The following is a 23,801-nucleotide window of genomic DNA, read 5'->3' as shown; positions in this document are numbered from 1 at the left end:
TCCGGCCACCTCTCGGACAGCAACCGCCCCGCCACCTATGCTGGTCGCGTCGGACAGCGCGGTCCGCACGCGTCACACCCGCCGCACTGCGCGTGGACCTGTGACGATGAGCCGTTGCCGAACCCCACCACCACAGGGAGCCAGCCGTGACCGCTCCGGTCCCCACCCCGGCGGACAGCCCCACCGTCCTCGCCGCCGGCGCAGCCGCAGACAACTCGGCCCTGCGCGCGGACATCCGCCGCCTCGGCGACCTGCTCGGCGAGACGCTGGTCCGCCAGGAGGGCCCCCAGCTGCTGGGCCTGGTCGAACAGGTCCGGCTGCTCAGCCGCACCGACGGGGAGGCCACCGCCGAACTCCTCTCCGACATCGACCTGGACACCGCCGCCAAGCTGGTCCGCGCCTTCTCCACCTACTTCCACCTCGCCAACGTCACCGAGCAGGTGCACCGCGGCCGGGAGTTCGCCACCCGCCGCGCCCGCGAGGGCTCGCTGCTCGCGCAGACCGCCGACCAGCTCGCCGACGCCGACCCCAAGCACCTGGAAGACACCCTGGCCCACCTGGCGGTCCGCCCGGTCTTCACCGCCCACCCCACCGAGGCCGCCCGCCGCAGCGTGCTCAACAAGCTGCGCCGGATCGGCGAACTCCTCGACCGCATCCACCACGAGGAGCTCGCCTCCGGCCTGGCCGCCGCCGACCCGGCCCGCACCAGCAGCGCCAAGCGCTCGGCCGACCGCCGCCTCGCCGAGGTCATCGACCTGCTCTGGCAGACCGACGAACTGCGCATCGCCCGCCCCGAGCCCACCGACGAGGCCCGCAACGCCGTCTACTACCTGGACGAGCTGTACCGCGAGGCCGTCCCCGAGGTCCTGGAGGAACTGCACGAGGAGCTCGCCCGGGTCGGCCTCGAACTGCCCGACGGCGTGCGCCCGCTCACCTTCGGCACCTGGATCGGCGGCGACCGCGACGGCAACCCCAACGTCACCCCGCAGGTCACCTGGGACGTCCTCAACCTCCAGCACGAGTACGGGATCAAGGACGCCCTCGCCGCGATCGACGACCTGCGCAACACCCTCTCCACCTCGGAGCGGCTGGCCGGCGCCTCGGTCGAACTGCTCGCCTCGCTCAACACCGACCTGCACCGGCTCCCCGAACTCAGCCCCCGCTACAAGCGGATGAACGCCGAGGAGCCCTACCGCCTCAAGGCCACCTGCATCCGGCTCAAGCTGGAGAACACCCGCGAGCGCCTGGCCGGCGGCACCCCGCACATCGAGGGCCGCGACTACCTCGGCACCCGCGAACTGGTCGCCGACCTGCGGCTCATCCAGGACTCGCTGCGCGCCCACCGCGGCGAGCTGATCGCCGACGGCCGCCTCGCCCGCGCCATCCGTACCATCGAGGCCTTCGGCCTCCAGCTCGCCACCATGGACGTGCGCGAGCACGCCGAAGCCCACCACCACGCCCTCGGCCAGCTCTTCGACCGGCTCGGCGAGGAGGCCTGGCGCTACGCCGACATGCCCCGCGAGTACCGGCAGAAGCTGCTCGCCAAGGAGCTGCGCTCGCGCCGCCCGCTAGCCCCCACCCCGGCCCCGCTGGACGAGGCCGGCACCAAGACCCTCGGCGTCTTCAACACCATCCGCCAGGGCTTCGAGCGCTTCGGCGACGAGATCGTCGAGAGCTACATCATCTCCATGTGCCAGGGCGCCGACGACGTCTTCGCCGCGACCGTGCTGGCCCGCGAGGCCGGCCTGATCGACCTCCACTCCGGGATCGCCAAGATCGGCATCGTCCCGCTGCTGGAGACCACCGAGGAGCTCCAGCAGGCCGACCGCATCCTGGACGAGATGCTCTCCGACCCCTCCTACCGGCTGCTCGTCTCGCTGCGCGGCGACGTCCAGGAGGTCATGCTCGGGTACTCCGACTCCTCCAAGTTCGGCGGCATCACCACCTCCCAGTGGGAGATCCACCGCGCCCAGCGCCGGCTGCGCGACGTCGCCCACCGCTACGGCATCCGGCTGCGCCTCTTCCACGGCCGCGGCGGCACCGTCGGCCGCGGCGGCGGCCCCTCGCACGAGGCCATCCTGGCCCAGCCCTGGGGCACCCTGGAGGGCGAGATCAAGGTCACCGAGCAGGGCGAGGTCATCTCCGACAAGTACCTGCTCCCCTCCCTCGCCCGGGAGAACCTGGAGCTGACCCTCTCCGCCACCCTCGCCGCCTCCGCGCTGCACACCGCCCCGCGCCAGGCCCCCGAGGAACTGGCCCGCTGGGACGCCGCGATGGACCGGGTCTCCGAGGCCGCCCACACCTGCTACCGCGCCCTGGTCGACCAGGAGGACCTGCCGAAGTACTTCTTCGCCTCCACCCCGGTCGACCAGCTCGCCTCGCTGCACCTGGGCTCCCGCCCGTCCCGCCGCCCCGACTCCGGAGCCGGGCTGGACGGCCTGCGGGCCATCCCGTGGGTGTTCGGCTGGACCCAGTCCCGCCAGATCGTCCCCGGCTGGTACGGCGTCGGCTCCGGCCTCGCCGCCGCCCGCGCGGCCGGCCTCGGCGACGTGCTGGACGAGATGTACGGCCAGTGGCACTTCTTCCGCAACTTCCTGTCCAACGTCGCCATGACGCTGGCCAAGACCGACCTGCGGATCGCCCGCCACTACGTCGAGCAGCTGGTGCCCGCCGAGCTGCGGCACATCTTCGACCAGATCGTCGTCGAGCACGAGCTCACCCTGCGCGAGGTGCTGCGGCTCACCGGCGAGAGCGAACTGCTGGAGCACAACCCGGTGCTGAAGCAGACCTTCACCGTCCGCGACGCCTACCTCGACCCGATCTCCTACCTCCAGGTCGCGCTGCTGCGCCGCCAGCGCGAGGAGGTCGCGTCCGGCCGCCACGAGGACCCGCTGCGCGCCCGCGCACTGCTGCTCACCGTCAACGGCATCGCCGCCGGCCTGCGCAACACCGGCTGACGCGGGAACACCGAGGGCCGGTGCCTCCAGGTGGGGGCACCGGTCCTTCGCGTGCGTCTCAGCGGCTCTAGGGCCGGACCTCGACCACCAACCCGCCGTACTGCGCGAGGAGTTCCTTCCGGGCGCTCTCCGCCTGCGGGGTCCCGACGATCAGCCCGGCACCGTCGTTGGCGATCTGGACGGACCGGATGTGCACTCCGTAGGTCGCCGCCCAGTCCCCGGCCTCGGACCGGATCTGCTCGGCGAGGGCGAGCTGCCGGGGGTAGCCCGCCGCGGCGTCCCTGAACTCCAGCTTCACGCCGGGCCATTCGGCCACCAGGTGCGTCACGGCGGCATCGAGGCCGGTGCCGTGGACCCGCATCACGTACAGCGTGCGGGTGCTCGCGTCCCGGCAGGTGGCGAAGTAGTCGTCGGCGTAGTGCTCGCGTGCCAGCTTCTCGACCGCCTCCCCGGCCCGCGCCAGCTCGGCCTGGCTCGACTGCTCCGGTGACAGCGAGGACGGCGCCCCCGTCGTCCTGGGCGCGGAGCCGGCCGGCGGCGTCAGGCCCGTCGAGGGACCGCCGGACGACGGCACCCGCGACGACGAGTACGGCGCCCCCGTCGCCCCGCCCCCGCCCGGAGTCCGCAGCGAGGTCGGCCCGGACTGACAGCCCAGCACCGTCTTCACCAGCCCGTCGGCGTCCGCCCCCCTCGACCCCGGCGTCCCCGCCCCGGCCGACGGCGCGACGACCGTCCGGAGCGCCGCCGGCCCGGTAGCCGAGCCCGGGCTCCCCCCGCCGCCCAGCTGCGTCAGCGCCCCCGCGCCGACCGCCAGCACCGCCACCGCCGTGACGGCCCGCACGGCCCCCTGCCGCCGGGCCCGCCGGCGTCCCGCCTCGCGCAGCTCGGCCAGCGGCGGGCTGCCACCGATCCCCGCCGCGCGCGCCCCGAGCCGGACGGACAGCTCCTCCTCGAACCCGTCCTCAGCGTTCACGCCCCACCAACTCCCTCGCCGGTACCAGTTCCTGTCGAAGCGCCTTGATCCCCCGCGCCAGGTGGGTCTTCGCCGTCGTCACCGAGCACCCCAGCTCCACCGCCACCTGTGCGACGGACAGGTCCAGGTAGTAGCGCAGCACCACCGCCGCCCGCTGCCGCCGCGGCAGCCCGGCCAGCGCCGCGGCCAACTGTCCGTCCCACTCGGCCTCCTGGACCGCCGGGCCGTCCGGCAGGGCGGACGTCAGCACCTCGCGTCTGGTCCGGCGCCACCGCGAGACGTGCGTGCGGACCATCGTCCTGCGGACGTACCCCTCGGCCGCTCCGGGCTCCCGGATCGCCGACCGCTTCGGGTACACCCGTGCCAGGGCGTCGTGCAACAGGTCCCGGGCGTCGTGGACATCCCCGGTGATCAGGTACGCCCCCCGCAGGAGGGCCTGGTACCGCGCCGCGACGAACTCGTCGAACGGGTCGGATCCGGAACCCCCCGGGCGCATCGATTCGCGCTTCATACCCCCATGACGCGCCGGCCGCCGGAAACGGACGACAACGGATGACAAGACGGCGAGGGGCCGGTGCCCACTCCCGTGGACACCGGCCCCTCACTTCACGTTCCTACTCCGCGGACTCGCCCTCGCGCCGGCGCTTCAGCCACAGCGCCGCTCCGCCGGCCACGACCACCAGGCCGCCGCCGACCGCCAGCAGCCCGGCGTCCGGGCCGACCGAATCGCCCAGCACCGGGCTGAACTGCGCCGCCGCGGGCTCCGGCGTGACCGCCGGATCCGGCTCGGCCACCGGCTCGGCGTGCGCCACCGCACCGCCGGACAGCAGCACTCCGGCCGCTCCCAGCGCACCGGCGGTGCCCATCCGTCGTCCGAGCTGCTTCAGCCGGACCACCCGGAGCCGCCGCAGTCGGCGGACCGGACGCAATCTCCGCATCGAGAACTCCCCAGGACCCGTTCGCGTACCAGGCCGACGCTATCGGATCCCGCACAGGCTTCTCACACGGATTCAGGTTTGACGGCCAAGCGTTGTACGACTGTTGTGTACCGGGCACTCCGTGCACATGACGGAGCGTCAGGAGTTGTACGAGCCCTGCGCCCGCTCCAGCCCCTCGGACAGCAGCGCCTCCACCGCGTCCGCCGAGCGGTCCACGAACCACTCCAGTTCCTTGCGCTCGGTCGAGGAGAAGTCCTTCAGCACGAAGTCCGCGACCTCCATCCGGCCCGGCGGACGGCCGATCCCGCAGCGCACCCGGTGGTAGTCCGGACCCAGCGACTTGGTGATCGACTTCAGCCCGTTGTGGCCGTTGTCCCCGCCGCCCAGCTTCAGCCGCAGCGCCGCGTAGTCGATGTCCAGTTCGTCGTGGACGGCGATCAGCGCCGAGGCCGGCACCTTGTAGAAGTCCCGCAGCGCCGTCACCGGCCCGCCCGAGAGGTTCATGAAGGACATCGGCTTGGCCAGCACCACCCGCTTGCCGGCCAGCCGCCCTTCGGCCACCTGCGCCCGGCTCTTGTGCGCCTTGAACTTCGCGCCCATCCGCTGCGCCAGCAGATCCACCACCATGAAGCCGATGTTGTGCCGGTTCCTGGCGTACTGCTCCCCCGGGTTGCCCAGCCCGACCACCAGCCAGGGCCCGTCGTAATCCTCGGCCATGTCCCTCTCCTTCGCGCTCGACTCGGCGCTCGACGTCATCATCCCGGACGCACCGCTGCCCCGGCCGCTCCAGGGGAGCGACCGGGGCAGCGGTCGGAAGCTGTGCAGCGCTACGAGGCTCAGGCCTCGGCGCCCTCGGCCTCGGCGGCCTCGTCCTCGACCGGGGCGGCCTGGGCGGCGATGACCTGCAGCACGACGGCGTCGGCGTCGACGGCCAGCGAGACGTTGGCCGGCAGGGCGATGTCCTTGGCGTGGATGGAGGCGCCGGCCTCCAGGCCCTCGACGGAGACGGTGACGGCCTCGGGCAGGTGGGTGGCCTCGGCCTCGACCGGCAGGGCCTGGAGGACGTGCTCCAGCAGGTTGCCGCCGGGGGCCAGCTCGCCCTCGGTGTGGACCGGGATCTCGACGGTGACCTTCTCGCCACGCTTGACCAGCAGCAGGTCGACGTGCTCGATGGTGCGCTTGATGGCCTCGCGCTGGACGGCCTTCGGCAGGACGTACTCGTCCTTGCCCTCGATCGGAACGACCAGCAGGGCGTTCGGGGTCTTGAGGGCCATCATCAGGTCGTGGCCGGGCAGGTTCAGGTGAACCGGGGTGTGGCCGTGGCCGTAGACGACACCGGGGACGAAGCCGGCGCGGCGGGCGCGACGGGCGGCACCCTTGCCGAACTCGGTACGGGTCTCAGCGGCAAGGCGGATCTCGGACACGACTGCACTCCTCGTGAAGACTGGCGCGGGGGTGCAGGCAACGCGAAAAACCGCCGGGACCACACCCTCAGTACGTTCGGGGGTCACTCGGCGGAAACGGCCTCTGCCGGCGGACGGAATCCGCTACCGGCAGCGCGTCGATCACGGTGACGGTGCCCGTCGAGCAGGCACACGGCATCCCTCGCCGAGCAGTTTCACGAGTCTAACCGCACCGGCCCCCTCCCGCGAAATCGGCCCCTCCCCGGGAAACGGCGGCGGCCCCGGACCGTGGACGGTCCGGGGCCGCCTGCGCGGGGCTTCGTCAGTGCACGCCCTCGAAGAGGCTGGTGACCGAGCCCTCCTCGAACACCTCGCGGATCGCGGCGGCGATCGACGGGGCGATGGAGAGGGTGGTGATCTTGTCCAGCTGGAGCTGCGCCGGGGTGGGCAGCGTGTTGGTGAACACGAACTCGCTCACCCGCGAGTTCTTCAGCCGGTCCGCGGCCGGGCCGGAGAGCACGCCGTGGGTGGCGGCCACCACGACGTCCGCGGCACCGTTCTCGAACAGCGCGTCGGCCGCGGCGCAGATCGTGCCGGCGGTGTCGATCATGTCGTCGACCAGGACGCACACCCGGTCCTTGACGTCACCGACGACCTCGGCCGACAGGATGGTGTTGGCCTGGGTGATGTCGCGGCGCTTGTGGATGATCGCCAGCGGGGCGTCCAGCCGGTCGCACCACTGGTCGGCGACCTTGACCCGGCCGGCGTCCGGCGAGACGACGGTCAGCTTCGAGCGGTCCACCTTGCCGCCGATGTAGTCGGCCAGCAGCGGCAGGGCGAACAGGTGGTCCACCGGGCCGTCGAAGAAGCCCTGGATCTGCGCGGTGTGCAGGTCGACGGCCATCAGGCGGTCGGCGCCGGCCTGGCGCAGCAGGTCGGCGACCAGACGGGCCGAGATCGGCTCGCGGCCCAGGTGCTTCTTGTCCTGACGGGCGTAGCCGTAGAACGGCAGGATCGCGGTGATGCTCCTGGCGGAGGCCCGCTTCAGAGCATCGATCATGATCAGCTGCTCCATGATCCACTGGTTGATGGGAGCCGTGTGGCTCTGCATCACGAAGCAGTCCGCGCCGCGGGCCGACTCCAGGAAGCGGACGTAGATCTCACCGTTGGCGAAGTCCAGGGCCTTGGTCGGGACCAGCTCGGTCCCCAGCGCCTCGGCAACCTCCTTCGCCAGTTCCGGGTGGGCACGGCCGGAGAAGAGCTTGAGCTTCTTCTCACCCGACGTCGTGATCCCGCTCACTGCACCGTCTCCTCGCGTTGCGGACGCTGAATCCCCACTCCCGAGGAGGGCAGGCGCAGCCCGCACCCACGGGGGATCAGGGAATTGTCGGTACGCCTGGACACGGGCGGTAGGCCCAGTGGCGCACGTATGTCCCCAAGGTTACGCGCCCGCGCAGAAACCGTCCGCCCCGGGACCGTCCGGCCGGGCCGCGCCCGCCGCTCAGGCCTCCGCGCTGCCGTCCGTGGCGGCCTTCGCGGCCTGCGCGGACACCGTCCCGGGGCGCTTGCGCTCGACCCAGCCCTCGATGTTGCGCTGCTGCGCGCGGTTCACACCGAGTGCGCCGGGCGGAACGTCGGTGGTGATCACCGAGCCCGCGCCGGTATAAGCGCCGTCACCCACGGTGACCGGTGCGATGAACATGTTGTCCGACCCGGTGCGGCAGTGCGCGCCGATGACCGTGCGGTGCTTGTTGACCCCGTCGTAGTTGACGGTGACCGAGGCCGCGCCGACGTTGGTGCCCTCGCCGATCGTGGCGTCGCCGATGTAGGAGAGGTGCGGCACCTTGGCGCCCTCGCCCAGCTCGGAGTTCTTGATCTCGACGTAGGTGCCGACCTTCGCCTTGCGGGCCAGCTTGGCCCCCGGCCGCAGGTAGGCGTAGGGGCCGGCGGCGGCCAGCTCGCCGATCTCGGCGCGGTCGGCCGTGGTGTTGCTCACACGGGCGCCGGCGCCGACCAGGGTGTCCTTGAGGGTGGAGTTCGGGCCCACCTCGCAGCCCTCGCCGAGGTGGGTGGCGCCCTGCAGCTGGGTGTTCGGCAGCACCACGGCGTCCGGCTCGTACGTCACCTGGACGTCGACCCAGGTGGTGGCCGGGTCCACCACGGTGACCCCGGCGCGCATCGCCCGCTCCAGCAGGCGGTCGTTCAGCAGCCGGCGCGCCTGCGCCAGCTGGACCCGGTCGTTGATGCCCAGGATGTCCCGGTGGTCCTCGGCGACCACGGCGCCGACCCGGTGCCCGGCCTTGCGCAGGATCTCCAGGGTGTCGGTCAGGTACTCCTCGCCCTGCGAGTTGTCCGTGGTGAGCTCGGCCAGCGCCTCGGTGAGCAGCTTGGCGTCGAAGGCGAAGACGCCCGAGTTGATCTCGGCGATCGCGCGCTGGGTGTCGGTGGCGTCCCGCTCCTCGACGATCGCGGCGACCGTGCCGTCCTCGTCGCGCAGGATCCGGCCGTAGCCGAAGGGCTCAGGGACGACGGCGGTCAGCACGGTGACGCCGTTCTGCTGGGCCTCGTGCGACGTCGCCAGCCGGCGCAGGGTGTCCCCGGTCAGCAGCGGGGAGTCCCCGGCGGTGACGATCACCGTGCCGTCCAGCGTGACGCCGTCGGCGGCCAGCGCCTCCAGCGCGGTGCGCACCGCGTGGCCGGTGCCGTTCTGCTCCTCCTGCACCACCGGGCGCACACCGGGGTGGTGCGCCGCCAGGTGCTCCTCGACCTGCTCGCGCTGGTGCCCGACGACCACGACGAGCTGCCCGGGCGTCAGTTCTCCGGCCGCCGCCACCGCGTGACCCACCAGCGAGCGACCGCACACCTCGTGCAGCACCTTGGGCAGCTTGTTCGACTTCATCCGGGTCCCGCCACCGGCGGCGAGCACGACAACGGCGGCAAGCGAATTGGCACCCATGCGGGGAGGCTCCTCATTAGGTTCACAGAGAGGGCAGAGCAGGCCAGAACGCGGGTCCGCACATGTGCTCTGGCAGTTCGAGGATAGTGCGGGGCAGCCGACCGGAATGCCAGCGGCCCGGCCCGCGCATGCCCGCCCGCGGCCGTACTCAGTGCTCCCGGAGGAGGATTCGAACCCCCATAAGCTGGACCAAAACCAGCTGTCCTGCCCTTAGACGATCCGGGACCGGAGCTCCCGCCGCCGGAGCCCCGACGGCGCGCTGGGCCAAGACTACGGGGTAGCGCGCCTCACATCCACCACCTGTGCCGACCGTCCTGGCCCGTCCGATCCCGGCACGGCAGCGGTCCGAGGTTCATCCATCCAGTCGGGTGAATTCACCCGAGCGCCGCGCGGCCGTGTGTTCCGCTGGCCACGGAGCGCAACCTACGATGCCGTAGGTTACGCCAACGTAGGTTCCGCTTGTCCCGGCTCCGGGACGCCGCGAAGGGACGCTCATGACCATCCAGGCCGGTGAGGAACGCGCGGGGGCCGCCGCGCATCCCGATCCCTCCTCCGATCCCTCCGCCGACGCCGCCACCCGGCTGTCCGCCACCCGCGGCGGGGAGAAGCAGGGTCTCGCCGAGCGGATCGCGCTCGCCCTGTTCATCCTCGTGCCGTTCGCCGCCCTGCTCGCCGCCGTACCGGTGGCCTGGGGGTGGGGACTCGGTTGGACGGACGCGGCGGTCACCGTCGCCATGTACTTCCTCACCTGTCACGGCATCACCATCGGCTACCACCGCTACTTCACCCACGGTGCCTTCAAGGCCTCCCGCCCGATGCGGCTGGTCCTGGCGATCGTCGGCAGCCTGGCGGTCGAGGGCCCGCTGGTGCGCTGGGTGGCCGACCACCGCAAGCACCACCGGTTCAGCGACAAGGACGGCGACCCGCACTCGCCGTGGCGCTACGGCGAGAGCGTCCCGGCACTGATCAAGGGCCTGTGGTGGGCGCACATGGGCTGGATGTTCGACGAGGAGCAGACCCCCCAGCTCAAGTACGCGCCGGACCTGGTCCGCGACCCGGCCCTGCGGCGGATCTCCCGGCTGTTCTGGCTCTGGACCGCCATCTCGCTGCTGCTGCCCGCACTGGTCGGCGGCCTGGTGAGCCTCTCCTGGGAGGGCGCGCTGTCCGCCTTCTTCTGGGGTTCGCTGGTCCGGGTCGCCCTGCTGCACCACGTAACCTGGTCGATCAACTCGATCTGCCACGCCGTCGGCCGACGCCCGTTCCGCTCCCGGGACCGCTCCGGCAACGTCTGGTGGCTCGCGGTGCTGTCCTGCGGCGAGTCCTGGCACAACCTGCACCACGCCGACCCGACCTCGGCCCGGCACGGAGTGCTGCGCGGGCAGATCGACTCCTCGGCCCGGCTGATCCGCTGGTTCGAGCTGGCCGGCTGGGTCCGGGACGTCCGCTGGCCGGACGCGCAGCGGATCGCCGCCCGCCGCGCAGCATGAGGCGGCGCTTCCAGCATGATGTAGGGGTGAACGGGAGCAGCGCAGACAGCACAGGCGGTCACCACAGCACGCGGACGGACGCGGCGCCCGGAACGGCGCCGGCCCGTCCGCGGGCCGCCGCTGCGGCCGGCGCGGCCTCCAGCGGCGCAGCCTCCAAGGGAGCTGGCGAACGGGGTGCGGAACGCGCCGCGGACGGGGCGGCGGACGGAACCGCGGACGCACCGGCCCCGCGCCGCCGGGGCGGCCGGGTCCGGATGACCGGCAAGCAGCGCCGGGAACAGCTGCTGGAGATCGGCCGGACGGTCTTCGCCGAGCGCGGCTACGACGGCACCTCGGTGGAGGAGATCGCCGAGCGCGCCGGAGTCTCCAAGCCCGTGGTGTACGAGCACTTCGGGGGGAAGGAGGGGCTCTACGCGGTGGTGGTGGACCGCGAGATGCAGCTGCTGCTGGACATGGTGACGGGGGCGCTCACCGGCGGGCACTCGCGCGAGCTGCTGGAACAGGCGGCGTTCGCGCTGATGGACTACATCGACACCTCGACGGACGGCTTCCGGATCCTGGTCCGGGACTCGCCGGTGGCCCAGTCGACCGGCACCTTCGCCTCGTTGATCAGCGACATCGCGACCCAGGTGGAGGACATCCTGGGCCTGGAGTTCAAGTCCCGGGGCTTCGACGCGCGGCTGGCCCCGATGTACTCGCAGATGCTGGTCGGGATGGTCGCGCTGACCGGCCAGTGGTGGCTGGAGGTCCGCAAGCCGGACAAGGCCACGGTGGCCGCGCACCTGGTGAACCTGGCCTGGCACGGGCTGGAGGGCCTGGAGCGGCACCCGAAGCTGGTCGGCGACCGCAGGGCCTGAGCCCGGCCGCCGCCCCTACCGCTTCCCCCGGCCCCCACTGCCTCAGCCGGCCCTCGCTGCTTCGCCCCGGCTCTCACCGCCTCACCCCGACCGCGAAGATCCGCCGGAACGGGAAGACCGTCCCGTGCGGCCCGGCCGGGTAGGCCTCGCGCAGCAGCCGCCCGTACTCGGCGAGGAAGGCGGACCGGTCGGCCGGGTCGGTGAGCCTGCCGAGGACCGGGCGCAGCGCGGTCCCCTTGACCCACTCCAGCACCGGGTCCGGCCCGGGCAGCAGGGTGCTGTAGGTGGTCTCCCAGACGTCGACGGCGCAGCCGGCCCCGGCGAGGGCGTCGAGGTACCGCTCCGGCCGGTGGACGCCGCTGCGGACGGCGTCGGTGCCCAGGGCGTCGCGCCAGCGGGGACTGCGGCGCAGTTCGGCGAGCAGGGTGTGGCTGGGGGCCTCGAAGTTGCCGGGCACCTGGAAGGCGACGACCCCGCCGGGCTCAAGTGCGTCCGCCCAGCGCGCCAGCACCGCCAGGTGTCCGTCCACCCACTGGAGGGTCGCGTTGGAGGCGATCAGGTCGGGCCCGGCCGCGGCCGGGTCGTAGTCGCGGGCGTCCGCGAGCAGGTAGTCGGCGGTGGGCTCGCCCTCGGCGCGGGCGGCGTCCAGCATCGCGACGGAGTTGTCGACTCCGGTGATCCGGGCCAGCGGCCAGCGTTCGCGCAGGACGGCGGTGGAGTTGCCGGGGCCGCAGCCGATGTCGAGGATGGTCGCGGCGGGCTCGTTCGGCAGGGCGGGGACGCGGGCGAGCAGGTCGCGCAGCGGGCGGGTGCGTTCGTCGGCGAAGCGCAGGTACTGCGCCGGGTCCCAGGCGGGGCTGGTCATCGTTCACCTCGCAGGTATCTCGACGTCAAGATATCTCCTGTAGCCTCACTGGCACATTTCTCGATGTCAAGAGACTTCACATCGACACATCCACCGATACACTGATCGTCATGGAGGACGAGGTCGACAGGCTGGTCGCAGCGTGGCGCCGGGAGCGCCCCGACCTCGACGTGGAGCCGCTGGAGGTACTCAGCCGGGTCAGCCGGCTCGCCCGCCACCTGGACCGCGCCCGCCGCACCGCCTTCGCCGAGCACGGCCTGGAGCCCTGGGAGTTCGACGTCCTGACCGCCCTGCGGCGGGCCGGCTCCCCCTACCAGCTCTCCCCCGGCCAGCTGCTCACCCAGACCCTGGTCACCTCCGGCACCATGACCAACCGGATCGACCGCCTCACCGGCAAGGGCCTGGTCAAGCGCCTGCCCGACCCGGACGACCGCCGCGGCGTGCTCGTCCGGCTCACCGACGACGGCCGCGACCGCGCCGACCAGGCGCTGGCCGGACTGCTGACGCACGAACGCGAACTGCTGGCCCAGCTCAGCTCCGGCCAGCAGGGCGAACTCGCCGCCCTGCTGCGGCTGCTGGTCGCGCCGTTCGACAACATCCCGGGCTGAGCCTCCCCGGACTCCGGCTACGGGGCCGAGGCGATGGACGGCGGCACGACCGGCTCCGCGGGACTGACCCCGGCCCGGCGGGCGACCGCGACGGCGGCCAGCGTGGAGTGCACCCCCAGCTTCCCCAGGACGTTCTGCATGTGGGTGCGGACGGTGTGCGGCGACAGGTACAGCCGCTCCGCGACCGCCTGCCGGCCCAGGCCCGCGACCATGCAGCGCAGGATCTGCTTCTCCCGCGGTGTCAGGGTGTCCACCAGCCGTTCGCTCTCCGTACGGTCCCGCCGGGCGGTGGTCAGCTCGCGGATCACCCCGGTGAGCAGCGCGGGCGGCAGGTGCGTCTCGTCCCGCAGCACCCCGCGCACCACCGCGAGCAGCCGGGCCAGCGAACTCTCCTTCGCCACCCAGCCGGTGGCCCCCACGTGCAGCGCCCGGGCGGCGCGGTGCGGGTCGTCGGCGGTGGCCAGCACCACCGCGCGCAGCCCCGGGTGGGCCCGGCGGAGCCGGCCGAGCAGGGTGATGCCGTCCGGCGGCGGGGCGGCGGGCCTGAGCTGGTCGGCACGGGCCTGGTCGGCGCGCTCGTGTTCCGCACGGAGCTGCTCCGCGGGGCGGGGGCCGGCCCCCGGGACCGCGGGCCCGGTACCCGGCCGGCGCGGCGGCGGTACGGCCGGGGGCGGGACGGCCGGGGGCGGGCGGCGCCGGGTCTCTTCGGCCGGTTCGCCCCCTGGTCTGGCCCGGGCACCCGGCCCGGCGGCCCCGGCCCCGAGGTCGGCGTCGATCAGCGCCACGTCGTAAGCCCGCCCCTCGGCGGCGGCGCGCTCCAGCGCCCGCTCGGCGGCGGCCGCGCTGCCGGCCGCGCCCACCTCCACGTCGGGCTCGGCGGCCAGGGCCGCGGCCAGCGCCTCGGCGAAGATCCGGTGGTCGTCGACCACCAGGACCCGGATCCGCCCCATCGTCACTACCCCCTGCTCAGAGCACCCGAGCCCGGGAGCGGGGACCGGTCCGGCGTCCGCGTTCCGGACCCTCCGCTCCGCCCGCCCACCGGTGGCCGGTGAGGCCGAAAGGGCGCCGGCCCCCACCGGTACCGCACTCAGCGTACGGGCCGGGAAACGCTCCCGTGGCGGTTCGGTGAAGTTTCGCCAGGAGTGGCACGAGTGGCGCGGCCGGCCAGCCGGACGGCTTGCGAGATCTGTCCAACTGACCGGCCGCAACGGGCGGTTGACCGTCGCGGGCCGACCTCTAGTTGCCGTTCTTCTCCAGGGCGAACTTCCAGGCGTCGGCGACGATGTCGTCCAGGCTCGGGCGGCGCGGCGTCCAGCCCAGCGCCTCGTGGGCGCGCTCGGCGGAGGCCACCAGCACGGCCGGGTCGCCGGCCCGGCGAGCGGCGACCTGCACCGGGATCTCCCGGCCGGTGACGCGCTTGACCGACTCGATCACCTCGCGCACCGAGAAGCCGCTGCCGTTGCCCAGGTTGCAGATCAGGTGCTCGCCGGGCTTGGCGGCGTCCAGCGCCAGCAGGTGGGCGTCGGCCAGGTCGGCGACGTGGATGTAGTCGCGGATGCAGGTGCCGTCCGGAGTCGGGTAGTCGTCGCCGAACACCGCGATGTGCGGGCGCTGCCCGAGCGCGGCCTGGAAGACCAGCGGGATCAGGTGCGACTCGGGGTCGTGGCGCTCGCCGTAGGCGCCGTAGGCCCCGGCCACGTTGAAGTAGCGCAGCGAGACGGCGGCCAGGCCGTGCGCGACGGCCTCGCTGGTGATCATGTGGTCCATGGCGAGCTTGCTGGCGCCGTAGGTGTTGGTCGGCGAGGTCCGGGCGGTCTCGGCGATCGGCACGACCTCCGGCTCGCCGTAGACGGCGGCGGTGGAGGAGAACACCAGCTTGCGCACACCCGCCGCGCGCATCGCGGTGATCAGCTCCAGCGAACCGGCCACGTTGTTGCGCCAGTACTTCTCCGGGTCCACGACCGACTCGCCGACCTGCGAGGAGGCGGCGAAGTGCAGCACGCCGTCGAAGGAGCCGTCCAGCACCTCACCGGCCTCCTGGATCCGGCCCTCGACGAACTCGGCACCGGTCGGGACGCCCTCGCGGAAGCCGGTCGAGAGGTCGTCCAGGACGGTCACCCGGTGACCCGCCTCCAGCAGGTGGGCGGCCACCACGCTGCCGACGTAGCCGGCGCCACCCGTGACCAGGTACTTACTCATGATGAGACCTCCAGCGGGCGATGGTCCGCCCGGTCGGCGGCGCCATCGACGGAATGCGAACGACTGGGGTCAATTGTCCCTGCCCGACGGGGTGCCCCCGACCACCCGGGCGGTCGCTCCCGGGCATTCTCACCCAGTCCTCAGCCGACCTCCACAGGCGCCGCGGCCGTCCCCGGCGACCCGCTCCGCTCAGCCGCCGGCCATCCGCTCCAGCAGGCCGGTGCGCGCGGCCACCGCGGCCGCCTCCAGCCGGGTGCGGGCGCCGAGCTTCATCAGCACGCGCTGCACGTGGGTCCGGGCCGTGCTCGCGGCGATCCGCATCCCGGCGGCGATCGCCGCGGTGTCCTCGCCGTCCGCGATCCGGGCCAGTACCTGGACCTCACGGCGGGTCAGCAGCCGCAGCAGCCGGACCGCCTCGTCGTCCGGTTCGGCCACCGGGCGCAGCAGTTGGTCGAAGGCCCCGCGCAGGACGTCCACCGCCACCGCGGCCTCGCCCGCCCGGGCCCGTCCGATCGCCCGCTCGACCACCTCGATCCGCTCGTCGCTCGGCACGTACCCCGCCGCTCCGGCCGCGAACGCGCCTGCCACGCCGCGGAGTTCGCCGACCGGCCCGAGGACGATCACGGCCACCTCGGGCCGCTCCCGGCGGATCCTGCACAGTCCGTCGAAGGCGCCCGGATCCCCCGGCGCGGACACCCCCAGCAGGCACACCTCGGGCCGTCGCCCGGCGACCAGGTCGGCGGCGACGCCGGCCGGGGAGCCGACCGCGAGCACCCGGTGGCCGCGCAACTGGAGCGCGGTGGCCAGTGCCTCGGCCAGCAGCCGGTGGTCGTCGACCACCACGAGTCGAACACCCATGACGCCCTCCCGGTCGGGGCCCGGCTCGCGCCCGCACCTGTCGGGCGGGCGGCCGATGACGCACCATCACAACGCATTCCGTACCCGACCCGCTAGGCCACCGCGTGTCGCCGGCCCGGGGCCGCGCCCGGCCCGGGGAACGCGAAAGACCCCCGCCGGGAGGCGAGGGTCTTTCAGTGGAGCCCCCATGCGGAATCGAACCGCAGACCTTCTCCTTACCATGGAGACGCTCTACCGACTGAGCTATAGGGGCTTGCCGGGTTTGTTTTCCCGGGCCGGTCGAACAAGGAAGACATTACACGGCCGTCGACCCGAAAGGGAAATCGGCTCCGACCGGAGCCGACCGGGGCCGATCCGCTCCCGCCCAGCCCGTCCGCCTGTCCGTCCGTCCACTATCGGGACCCTTCGGGGTGCGCCGCGTCGAACTCCTCACGGGCCGCGAGCATCTGCAGGGCCCGCCGCTCCGTCCACTGACCGAGCGGGGAGAGCAGCTCGGCCAGCTCCCGGCCGAGCGGCCGCAGGTCGTAGACCACCCGCGGCGGCGTCTCCGGGAAGACCGTGCGGAGCACCAGGCCGCTGCGCTCCAGGTTGCGCAGCGACTGGGTGAGCATCTTGCGGCTGACCCCGCCGATCCCGCGCTGGAGCTCGGAGAAGCGCTGGGGCCCGCAGGCGGAGAGGCTCATCAGGATCAGCATCGACCACTTGTCGGCGAACCCGGCGAACATCTCGCGGCTGGGGCAGAGCTGCGCGAAGACGTCGAGCTCCTGCTCCCCCTGCGCCTCCCGCTTCCTCCGCTCCTCCTGCCGTCCGGCGCCGGTCCGGGCCGTTTCCTCCGTCGTCATGCCGTCCAGGGTAGACCCGCGGTCTCCGATCCACCCCTGGTCTTCATTCCACTCTTGGTCTCCAGAAGAGACCTGGTCTATATTGGAGACCGAACGACGAGGGCGATGCCCCCGCCTGCTTCGCCCCCGTACCTCCGCCCGTACCTCTCCCCGCACAGGAGTGCCCCGCATGACCGCCATCCGCCCGACCGTCGCCCTCGCCTACCACTCCGGCTACGGCCACACCGCCGTGATAGCCGAGGCCGTCGCGCGCGGCGCCGCCGCCGCAGGTGCCGAGGTCGTCTCGATCGCCGTCGACACCATCACCGAGGAGCAGTGGGCCCAGCTGGACGCCGCCGACGCGATCGTCTTCGGCTCCCCCACCTACATGGGCACCGCCTCCGGCGCCTTCCACGTCTTCGCCGAGGCCACCAGCAAGCGCTGGTTCACCGACGCCTGGAAGGACAAGGTCGCGGCCGGCTTCACCAACTCCGCCTCCAAGAGCGGCGACAAGGCCAGCACCCTCGGCTTCTTCCAGACCCTCGCCGCCCAGCACGGCATGAACTGGGTCAACCTCGGCCTCAAGCCGGGCTGGAACGCCACCACCGCCAGCGAGAACGACCTCAACCGCCTCGGCTTCTTCAGCGGCGCCGCCGCGTCCTCCCCGTCCGACGCCGGCGCCGAGGCCGTCCACAAGGCCGACATCGCCACCGCCGAGCACCTGGGCGAGCGCGTCGCCCGGCACACCGCGATCGTGCTGGCCGGCCGCGCCGCCCTGGCCGGCTGACCGCCCCCCGTCCCGCACGTACGGCTACGCCGCCGGGTCCGCCCCCAGAACGGGCGCCCGGCGGCGTCCGCCGTCCACCGCCGCCAACTCCGCACCGGTGGTGTCCGGCAACAGCCACAAACAGCCCAGGGCCAGCACGCCCAGGGCCGCCATGTACCAGCCGACCGGCTGCGCCGTCCCGTACACCGCGGTCAGCCTGGTCGCCACCAGCGGCGTCGTCGCCCCGCCGACCACCCCGCCCAGGTTGTACGTCAGCGCGGCACCCGTGTAGCGCACCCGGGTCGGGAACAGCTCCGGCAGGAACGCCGCCAACGGGCCCAGCAGACCGCCCAGCACCACCATCGCCCCGGCCAGCGCCAGGAACATCAGCGGCCGGCGCACCGTCTCCAGCAGCGGGAACAGCACCAGCGACCACCCCGCCGCCAGGACCGTCGCCCACCGCAACGTCCGAAGCCGGCCCCACCGGTCACTGTGTGAGGCGCTCAACCACACCGTCACGGCCCCGCCCGCCGCCCCGACCAGCAGCATCGCCAGCACCAGCGTGCTCGCCACCCCGAGGCCGGAGGTCGCGTACGCCAGCGCGTACGTGGTGGTCAGGTAGAACAGCGCGTACCCGATCGTGATCGCCCCGCCGCCCGCCAGCACCGGCCGCCAGTGCTCGCGCAGCACCTCCACCACCGGCGGACGGTCCCGCGACACGTCCGCCCGGAACAGCGGCGACTCCGCCAGCCGCAACCGCACGAACAGCCCCACCGCCACCAGCGCCAGCGAGGCCAGGAACGGCACCCGCCAGCCCCATTCCCGGAACGACCGCTCGTCCAGACCCAGTTGGAGCGCCAGGAAGCCCCCGTTTGCCAGCACGAACCCGGCCGACGGCCCCAACTGCAGGAACCCCCCGTACCGCCCGCGCCGCCCGGCCGGCGCGTTCTCCGCGATCAGCAGCGCCGCGCCGCCCCACTCCCCGCCCAACCCGACGCCCTGGCACACCCGCAACACCACCAGCAGCACCGGCGACCACCACCCCCACACCGCGAACCCCGGCAACAACCCCACCGCCGCCGTCGCCAGCCCCATCAACAGCAACGACACCACCAACATCGCCTTCCGGCCCACCCGGTCCCCGAAGTGCCCGAACACCACCGCCCCCAACGGCCGGGCCAGGAACGCCACCGCGTACACCGAGAACGCCGCCAACAGCGCCCCCACCGCGCCCAGTTCGGGAAAGAACACCGGCCCGAACACCAACGCGGCCGCCGTCCCGTACAGGAAGAAGTCGTAGAACTCGATCGCCGTTCCGATCAACGCCGCAGCCGCCGCACGCCGCAACTGCCCAACCTGCCAAGCACCCTCCGCATCCATACCACCCACCCTCACCACCGCCGGGGCCCCCCACCAGCCCCCACCCGAGTGACTCCAGCGCACGCCCACAACCCCACGCCCCACCCCGCGCTCCGTCGACGCCTACCGCGCGCCCCGCAGCACCACGATCAACCGCCGCACCAGCAGAGCCACGATCACACCCGCCGCCAGAACCACCCCCACGATCACCACAATGGCCACCGGCCAACTGAGGCCGGCGTCCCCGCCACCGGTGTCCACCGCGGCCACTGCGGCCGACGAAGAGCTGGCCGTCGGCGACGCGACCGTCGGCGACGGACCGGCAGGGGTCGCGGTCGGCACCGGCGAGGCCAGGAGTGCGGACGACGGAGTCGGCACAGGCACGTCGCCCGGAAGCGGCGACACATCAGCCGGTCCGGGATCGCCGGGACTCGTCAGTGCGATCCTCGGCCGGACCGCGCCCCACCCTGCGCTGTCCGTACGGCTGTTGCCACCATTTGGTCTGCCGGCCGTGTTGATAAGCACCCGAAGGACCTGATTCGCGGTCCACTCCTTGTGAACCGCCCAGACCAGCGCCGCCGAAGCGGACACCAGAGCCGCAGCAGCAGACGTTCCATGGCGCTTGCAGTAGCCGGTGGAGCCCGTGCAGGCGTCGACCACATCTATGCCGGGGGCCACGAACGCGACGTGCGGCCCCGTCTGAGACTCCTCCGTCACCGTGCCGTTCCGGTCAACGGCTCCGACGCCGACGACGTTGGGCAGCGCAGCCGGGTACATGACGAGATTTCCGTCCTTCGCGGAATTCCCGACACTTGCGACCACGAGCACCCCCTTCGCCCTCGCGGCCGCAAGAATGCGATTCAACTTGGCAACGTTCTCCGGAGTGGCGTTGACCGCCGCGCTCTCCTCCGAAATGCTGATGACCTTCGCGCCCTGGTCAACCGCATAGTTCACGGCCTGACCGACCTCATCAAGGAAGTCGGACGAGATGGAAGCCCCCAGGGACCGGTCCGATCCGTCATTCATCTTCAGGGGAAGAATCTTGACCCCCGGCGCCAATCCGTAGGCACCCGTCCCGCCGCTGCTCTTGCCGGTTCCGGCGATCAGACTCGCCATCTCGGTGCCATGCCCGTCCACGTAGGACCCCACGCCGCCGGGACTACCGCTGAAGTCCTTACCCGGAAGGAACTGCCCCGCCAGATCCGGATGATCGAGCTTGAACCCGCCGTCGATCACCGCAACGGTGATCCCCTCCCCCTTCGAGGTCTTCCACATCTCCGACGCATGCATGGCATCCAGGTGCCACTGCTGCTGCCGAATGGTGTCCTCGGCAACAGCTGGTGCTGCGACAGGGCCAACAACGACTCCCGCCGCCAGAAGCGCTGCAGCAGCAGCCCGCGAACGCACGCGCGCGTTCGTCCGCCCCATCACAACTCCTCGTCATCTCTCCGCCAGCCTGGAAAGCCTGCCCCGGATAGGGCTGCCCCGCCGCTGGGAGAGCCCAGAGGCCGAGCAGACGCTGCCGTGCGGCGTGCCGCAGGCCCAGATCCGACAACCGACTACCGCGCGTACGGATTGTCCTCCGGCGACACCGCCGGCTGGTGCGACGGCGGAGGCGGCAAGGTCACCGCGCCCAGCTGCTGCTGCGGATCCACCGGCGGCACAGCCGCCTTCCGCCGCCTCAACGCCGCGAACACCACCCCAACCACCACCAGCAGCCCGGCCACCACCCCACCCACGATCGGCAGCCCGCTGCCCGACCCGGACGACACCTCAGCCTTCGGCTGCGCAGTCGGCGCGCCGGAAGCCGCTCCAGCCGGACTCGGCGCCGACGACACCGGAACGGACGCACTCGCCGACGGCGACGCGGCAGCCGAAGGCGTCGCCGCATCAGTCGGAAGCGGCGACACATCCGCCGGCCCAGGATCCCCGGGATCCGTCAAGGCGATCCGGGGCCGCACCGCCCCATATCCGCCGTCCTCAGTACGGTTGGATCCGTCTTTCGGCTTGCTGGCCGTATTAATAAGCACCCGCAGAATCTGATTCGCCGCCCAATCAGGGTGCACCGACCACACAAGCGCGGCCGAGGCCGAAGCCACGGCTGTCGCATCCGACGTACCGTGGCCCTTGCAGTAACCCGTCGATTCGGTACAGGCCGCAATCATGTCCATACCTGGCGCGACAAGAGTCACCTGTGGTCCGTGCTCTGACTCGGCGGTAACTGTTCCGTTCCGATCAACAGCACCGACCCCGACCACATTGGGAAGAGCACCCGGATATTCAACCGGATTCCCCGACTGCGCCTCGTTTCCAACGCTGGCAAATACAAGGGATCCCTTGGCTCGAGCCCAGGCTAGAATCTTGTTCAGCTTTTCGACATCTTCGCGGTTGACCAGAGCCGCATTTGTTCCCTGCGAAACATTGATGACCTTAGCGCCTTGCCCAACCGCATAGGTGACGGCTTGTCCGATCTGGTCCATGAATTCAGATTCGAGGACTGACCCTTCATCACCATTGGCGATCTTCAAGGGCAGGATCTTGGCACCGGGGGCAAGACCGTACGCGCCTTTTCCGCCATTGGCTTTACCAGTCCCTGCAATGAGGCCGGCCATCTGCGTGGCATGCCCCTTAACATAGGACCCGACTCCCCCAGAACTTCCACTGAAATCCTTACCTGGGAGGAATTGCCCCACCAGGTCCGGGTGGTCCAGTTTGAACCCGCCGTCGATCACCGCAACGACGATCCCCGCTCCCTTCGAAACCTGCCACATCTCCGGGGCATGCATCGCATCCAGGTGCCACTGATCCTCACGGATCGAGTCCCCTGCGAACGCCGGTGCCGCGACCGGGCCCCCCACGATTCCTGCCGCCAGAAGAAGCGAAGCGGCAGCCCGCCAGTGCCGTCGCCCGTTCGTCCGCCCCATCACAACTCCTCGTCAGTCCTCCCGCAGACCGGGAGAGCGTGTCCGAACAGGCCTGCCCGGCCGCTGGGTAGGCCCAGCGGCCGGGCAGACTTGGCGTCCTACTCAATCACGTCCGGGTTGCTGTGCGGCGTACCGCTGGTCCAGGTCTCCTCGTCCTCGTGGAGGTAGTCCGCGCGGTCGCGGCGGTCGCGGTCCTTCTTGCCGCCGTGGCCGCCTGAGCCCGGGGCCATCATGCCGTTCTGTCCGGACCGGGGGCCGCCCTCGGCAGCGCCCGCTGCAGCTGCACGGTTGCGCAGGCCCGTACCGCCCGGGGTGAACTCCCCACCGGCGGCAGGGCCCTTGCGACCGCCGACCGTTCCACCGGCGGTCGAGGTCAGGCCCCGACCACGCGAGCCGCCGACACCGCTGCCGCCGCCGACACCGTGGCCGCCGCCCATGCCGGGGTGCATGCCCATTCCGCTGCCCATGGACGGTCCGCCGACCCGGCCGCCGCTCGCGGCGCCCTCCCGGCCGAAGACCGTTCCGCTGGGCAGGCCCGGGGTGCCGGCTTTGCCGGGAACCGAGCCGCCGCTGAAGGGGCCGGTGCGGAGGGGCACCGAGCCGCCGCTCTTGCCGGGGATGCCGCCGATCCCCTTGGCCGGGACGGAGCCACCGCTGGTCCCGCCCGGGAAGCCCGCGATCGGCCCGCCGCCCGGCAGGCCGGGCAAGCTACCGGGGCCGCCACCGGGCCCGCTCGGGTAGGTGGAAGTTCCGCTCGGGCCGCTCGGTAGCATGGGGCCGCTCCCGGGGCCGACCGGGGTGGTCTGGTCCGGCAGGGTCGGGAGGCTGTCGAGACCAGTACCTGGCTGGGTGACCGGGCCCGACGGGTGGGACGGCGAGGTGGGGGTGCCCGGGTCCTGCGGCGGCGGAGGCAGCTGGCCGTGGTCGTACGGGGGGACCGGCCCGGTGTGGGTCGGGTTGGACGGGTCCTGCCAGCTCGTTGACGGGTCTCGAGGCCTCATGGTGGCGCCACCGTAGTTGGCACCGGACGGGCTGTAGGAACCTCCGGTACTGCCATCGCTCGTGCGAGCAACGCGGACGGAGCCACCGTAGCTGCCGCCCGAGGCACCGCTCTGCGAATATTCCGACGCATCGCCCTTGTCCTTGGCGGAATCAGGCGTTCCGGGCAACACCACGTTGTCGCCGAGGCCGTTCAGCGTCGTCGTCGCCGCGATATAGGCCTGCCCCAGCTTCTCCATCTGATGGATGGCATCCTGGTGCGCCGTGTAGAGCTCACGCGTTCCGGCCATCGCCTGTGATTCAGTGACCCACGTGTCACCTACGCTTTGCCTCATCGCCGCATCGATTTGTGCGGTGGAGGGGCCGCTGCCGTCCGGATTCAAGGTGGTCAACTTGAGACGGTTGAGCACCTCAGGGTCAGGCTTCTGCGTGTTACGCGTATTCACCCAGTTGAGGGCATCGGACGGCACTGGCGGCATGCCGGACTTGACGGTGCTGAGCGTCTCACCAGCCAGATGCATGGCGTCCCCGGCGCCAGTGGAATACTTAGCCAGCAGCTCGGCCGACTGCTGCAGATTTCCCGCCCAAGTCTTGAAGTTCTCGGCGGCTTGGCCTTCCCAGACAAGGTTGCCGAGGTGCGACTTGAGTGCGTCACTCAGCTCTTTCAGAACGCGGCCAGCCTGCCCGAGCTGGTTGCCACGGCTCAGCACCAACGTGGGATTGGTGTGCTGCACCATGTCAATGAGCTGCTGATGCTTGAAATCGTCGAACTTCGTTTCGCCTGCCATTGCCTACTCCCCGTTTACCCGTACGTCTCTCTCCCCGAGCCAC

At 71.9% G+C, this 23,801-nt stretch carries 21 protein-coding genes and 2 tRNA genes; 5 read left to right on the top strand and 18 right to left on the bottom strand.

Going from position 1 to position 23,801, the window contains the following annotated elements; all coding sequences use genetic code 11:
* The first annotated feature begins 221 nt into the window (after positions 1-221).
* Complete coding sequence (gene ppc / locus ACH4J0_RS16040) at positions 222-2,957, top strand: phosphoenolpyruvate carboxylase (protein ID WP_396240457.1); 2,736 nt, start codon at positions 222-224, stop codon at positions 2,955-2,957.
* A gap of 67 nt (positions 2,958-3,024) precedes the next feature.
* Here ppc and ACH4J0_RS16035 read toward each other — a convergent pair whose 3' ends face one another.
* The 8 genes from ACH4J0_RS16035 to ACH4J0_RS16000 form a co-directional block, all read right to left on the bottom strand.
* Positions 3,025-3,930, bottom strand: coding sequence for a hypothetical protein (locus ACH4J0_RS16035; RefSeq protein WP_396240403.1), 906 nt, complete (start codon positions 3,928-3,930; stop codon positions 3,025-3,027).
* Entirely contained in the window at positions 3,920-4,441 is a 522-nt protein-coding gene (locus tag ACH4J0_RS16030) for a SigE family RNA polymerase sigma factor (protein WP_396240401.1), read from the bottom strand. The genes ACH4J0_RS16035 and ACH4J0_RS16030 overlap by 11 nt, the downstream gene beginning before the upstream one ends.
* Positions 4,442-4,544: 103 nt before the next feature.
* Positions 4,545-4,868 carry a hypothetical protein gene (locus tag ACH4J0_RS16025; protein ID WP_396240399.1) on the bottom strand — a complete coding sequence of 108 codons (324 nt, stop codon included), beginning with the start codon at positions 4,866-4,868 and terminating at the stop codon, positions 4,545-4,547.
* A 138-nt stretch (positions 4,869-5,006) separates the two neighbouring features.
* Complete coding sequence (pth, locus tag ACH4J0_RS16020; protein WP_396240397.1) at positions 5,007-5,585, bottom strand: aminoacyl-tRNA hydrolase; 579 nt, start codon at positions 5,583-5,585, stop codon at positions 5,007-5,009.
* A gap of 119 nt (positions 5,586-5,704) precedes the next feature.
* On the bottom strand, positions 5,705-6,292 hold the full coding sequence (locus tag ACH4J0_RS16015) for a 50S ribosomal protein L25/general stress protein Ctc (RefSeq protein ID WP_396240395.1): 588 nt from the start codon (positions 6,290-6,292) through the stop codon (positions 5,705-5,707).
* Positions 6,293-6,593: 301 nt separating this feature from the next.
* Entirely contained in the window at positions 6,594-7,571 is a 978-nt protein-coding gene (locus tag ACH4J0_RS16010) for a ribose-phosphate diphosphokinase (protein WP_396240393.1), read from the bottom strand.
* 201 nt (positions 7,572-7,772) lie between these two features.
* Positions 7,773-9,227 carry a bifunctional UDP-N-acetylglucosamine diphosphorylase/glucosamine-1-phosphate N-acetyltransferase GlmU gene (gene glmU / locus ACH4J0_RS16005; protein WP_396240391.1) on the bottom strand — a complete coding sequence of 485 codons (1,455 nt, stop codon included), beginning with the start codon at positions 9,225-9,227 and terminating at the stop codon, positions 7,773-7,775.
* A 154-nt stretch (positions 9,228-9,381) separates the two neighbouring features.
* Positions 9,382-9,452: transfer RNA gene (locus ACH4J0_RS16000), tRNA-Gln, on the bottom strand.
* 269 nt (positions 9,453-9,721) lie between these two features.
* On the opposite strand from ACH4J0_RS16000, the gene ACH4J0_RS15995 reads away from it, so the two are divergent.
* The gene (locus tag ACH4J0_RS15995; protein WP_396240389.1) at positions 9,722-10,714 is read left to right on the top strand and encodes an acyl-CoA desaturase; all 993 of its coding nucleotides are present in this window, start codon (positions 9,722-9,724) and stop codon (positions 10,712-10,714) included.
* 254 nt (positions 10,715-10,968) lie between these two features.
* Entirely contained in the window at positions 10,969-11,571 is a 603-nt protein-coding gene (locus ACH4J0_RS15990; RefSeq protein WP_270151038.1) for a TetR/AcrR family transcriptional regulator, read from the top strand.
* A gap of 73 nt (positions 11,572-11,644) precedes the next feature.
* On the opposite strand, the gene ACH4J0_RS15985 is transcribed toward ACH4J0_RS15990, so the two are convergent.
* Complete coding sequence (locus ACH4J0_RS15985; protein ID WP_396240387.1) at positions 11,645-12,436, bottom strand: methyltransferase domain-containing protein; 792 nt, start codon at positions 12,434-12,436, stop codon at positions 11,645-11,647.
* Between the two features lie 110 nt (positions 12,437-12,546).
* Here ACH4J0_RS15985 and ACH4J0_RS15980 point away from each other — a divergent pair, with 110 nt between their 5' ends.
* The gene (locus ACH4J0_RS15980; RefSeq protein WP_030290689.1) at positions 12,547-13,044 is read left to right on the top strand and encodes a MarR family winged helix-turn-helix transcriptional regulator; all 498 of its coding nucleotides are present in this window, start codon (positions 12,547-12,549) and stop codon (positions 13,042-13,044) included.
* A gap of 17 nt (positions 13,045-13,061) precedes the next feature.
* On the opposite strand, the gene ACH4J0_RS15975 is transcribed toward ACH4J0_RS15980, so the two are convergent.
* The 5 genes from ACH4J0_RS15975 to ACH4J0_RS15955 form a co-directional block, all read right to left on the bottom strand.
* Positions 13,062-13,994 carry a LuxR C-terminal-related transcriptional regulator gene (locus ACH4J0_RS15975; RefSeq protein ID WP_396240385.1) on the bottom strand — a complete coding sequence of 311 codons (933 nt, stop codon included), beginning with the start codon at positions 13,992-13,994 and terminating at the stop codon, positions 13,062-13,064.
* 286 nt (positions 13,995-14,280) lie between these two features.
* Entirely contained in the window at positions 14,281-15,243 is a 963-nt protein-coding gene (gene galE / locus ACH4J0_RS15970) for a UDP-glucose 4-epimerase GalE (RefSeq protein WP_396240383.1), read from the bottom strand.
* 189 nt (positions 15,244-15,432) lie between these two features.
* Positions 15,433-16,101 carry a LuxR C-terminal-related transcriptional regulator gene (locus ACH4J0_RS15965; RefSeq protein WP_396240381.1) on the bottom strand — a complete coding sequence of 223 codons (669 nt, stop codon included), beginning with the start codon at positions 16,099-16,101 and terminating at the stop codon, positions 15,433-15,435.
* Between the two features lie 177 nt (positions 16,102-16,278).
* Positions 16,279-16,354, bottom strand: a tRNA-Thr gene (locus ACH4J0_RS15960).
* Positions 16,355-16,493: 139 nt separating this feature from the next.
* Positions 16,494-16,943 carry a winged helix-turn-helix transcriptional regulator gene (locus ACH4J0_RS15955; RefSeq protein ID WP_396240379.1) on the bottom strand — a complete coding sequence of 150 codons (450 nt, stop codon included), beginning with the start codon at positions 16,941-16,943 and terminating at the stop codon, positions 16,494-16,496.
* A 169-nt stretch (positions 16,944-17,112) separates the two neighbouring features.
* Here ACH4J0_RS15955 and ACH4J0_RS15950 point away from each other — a divergent pair, with 169 nt between their 5' ends.
* Positions 17,113-17,709: a flavodoxin family protein gene (locus tag ACH4J0_RS15950; RefSeq protein ID WP_396240377.1), complete on the top strand. Its 597-nt coding sequence runs from the start codon at positions 17,113-17,115 to the stop codon at positions 17,707-17,709.
* Between the two features lie 24 nt (positions 17,710-17,733).
* On the opposite strand, the gene ACH4J0_RS15945 is transcribed toward ACH4J0_RS15950, so the two are convergent.
* The 4 genes from ACH4J0_RS15945 to ACH4J0_RS15930 all read right to left on the bottom strand — a co-directional run bounded on the left by ACH4J0_RS15945 (position 17,734) and on the right by ACH4J0_RS15930 (position 23,758).
* On the bottom strand, positions 17,734-19,011 hold the full coding sequence (locus tag ACH4J0_RS15945; protein ID WP_396240375.1) for an MFS transporter: 1,278 nt from the start codon (positions 19,009-19,011) through the stop codon (positions 17,734-17,736).
* 159 nt (positions 19,012-19,170) lie between these two features.
* The gene (mycP, locus tag ACH4J0_RS15940) at positions 19,171-20,475 is read right to left on the bottom strand and encodes a type VII secretion-associated serine protease mycosin (RefSeq protein WP_396240373.1); all 1,305 of its coding nucleotides are present in this window, start codon (positions 20,473-20,475) and stop codon (positions 19,171-19,173) included.
* A 131-nt stretch (positions 20,476-20,606) separates the two neighbouring features.
* Entirely contained in the window at positions 20,607-21,971 is a 1,365-nt protein-coding gene (locus ACH4J0_RS15935) for a S8 family serine peptidase (RefSeq protein WP_396240371.1), read from the bottom strand.
* 98 nt (positions 21,972-22,069) lie between these two features.
* Positions 22,070-23,758: a WXG100 family type VII secretion target gene (locus ACH4J0_RS15930; RefSeq protein ID WP_396240369.1), complete on the bottom strand. Its 1,689-nt coding sequence runs from the start codon at positions 23,756-23,758 to the stop codon at positions 22,070-22,072.
* Between the last annotated feature and the right edge of the window lie 43 nt (positions 23,759-23,801).

Source organism: Kitasatospora sp. NPDC017646, from assembly GCF_044329365.1.
Taxonomy (GTDB): Bacteria; Actinomycetota; Actinomycetes; order Streptomycetales; family Streptomycetaceae; genus Kitasatospora.
Note: the sequence above shows the minus strand (reverse complement) of the source record. Positions and strands in the feature narration are given on the sequence as shown.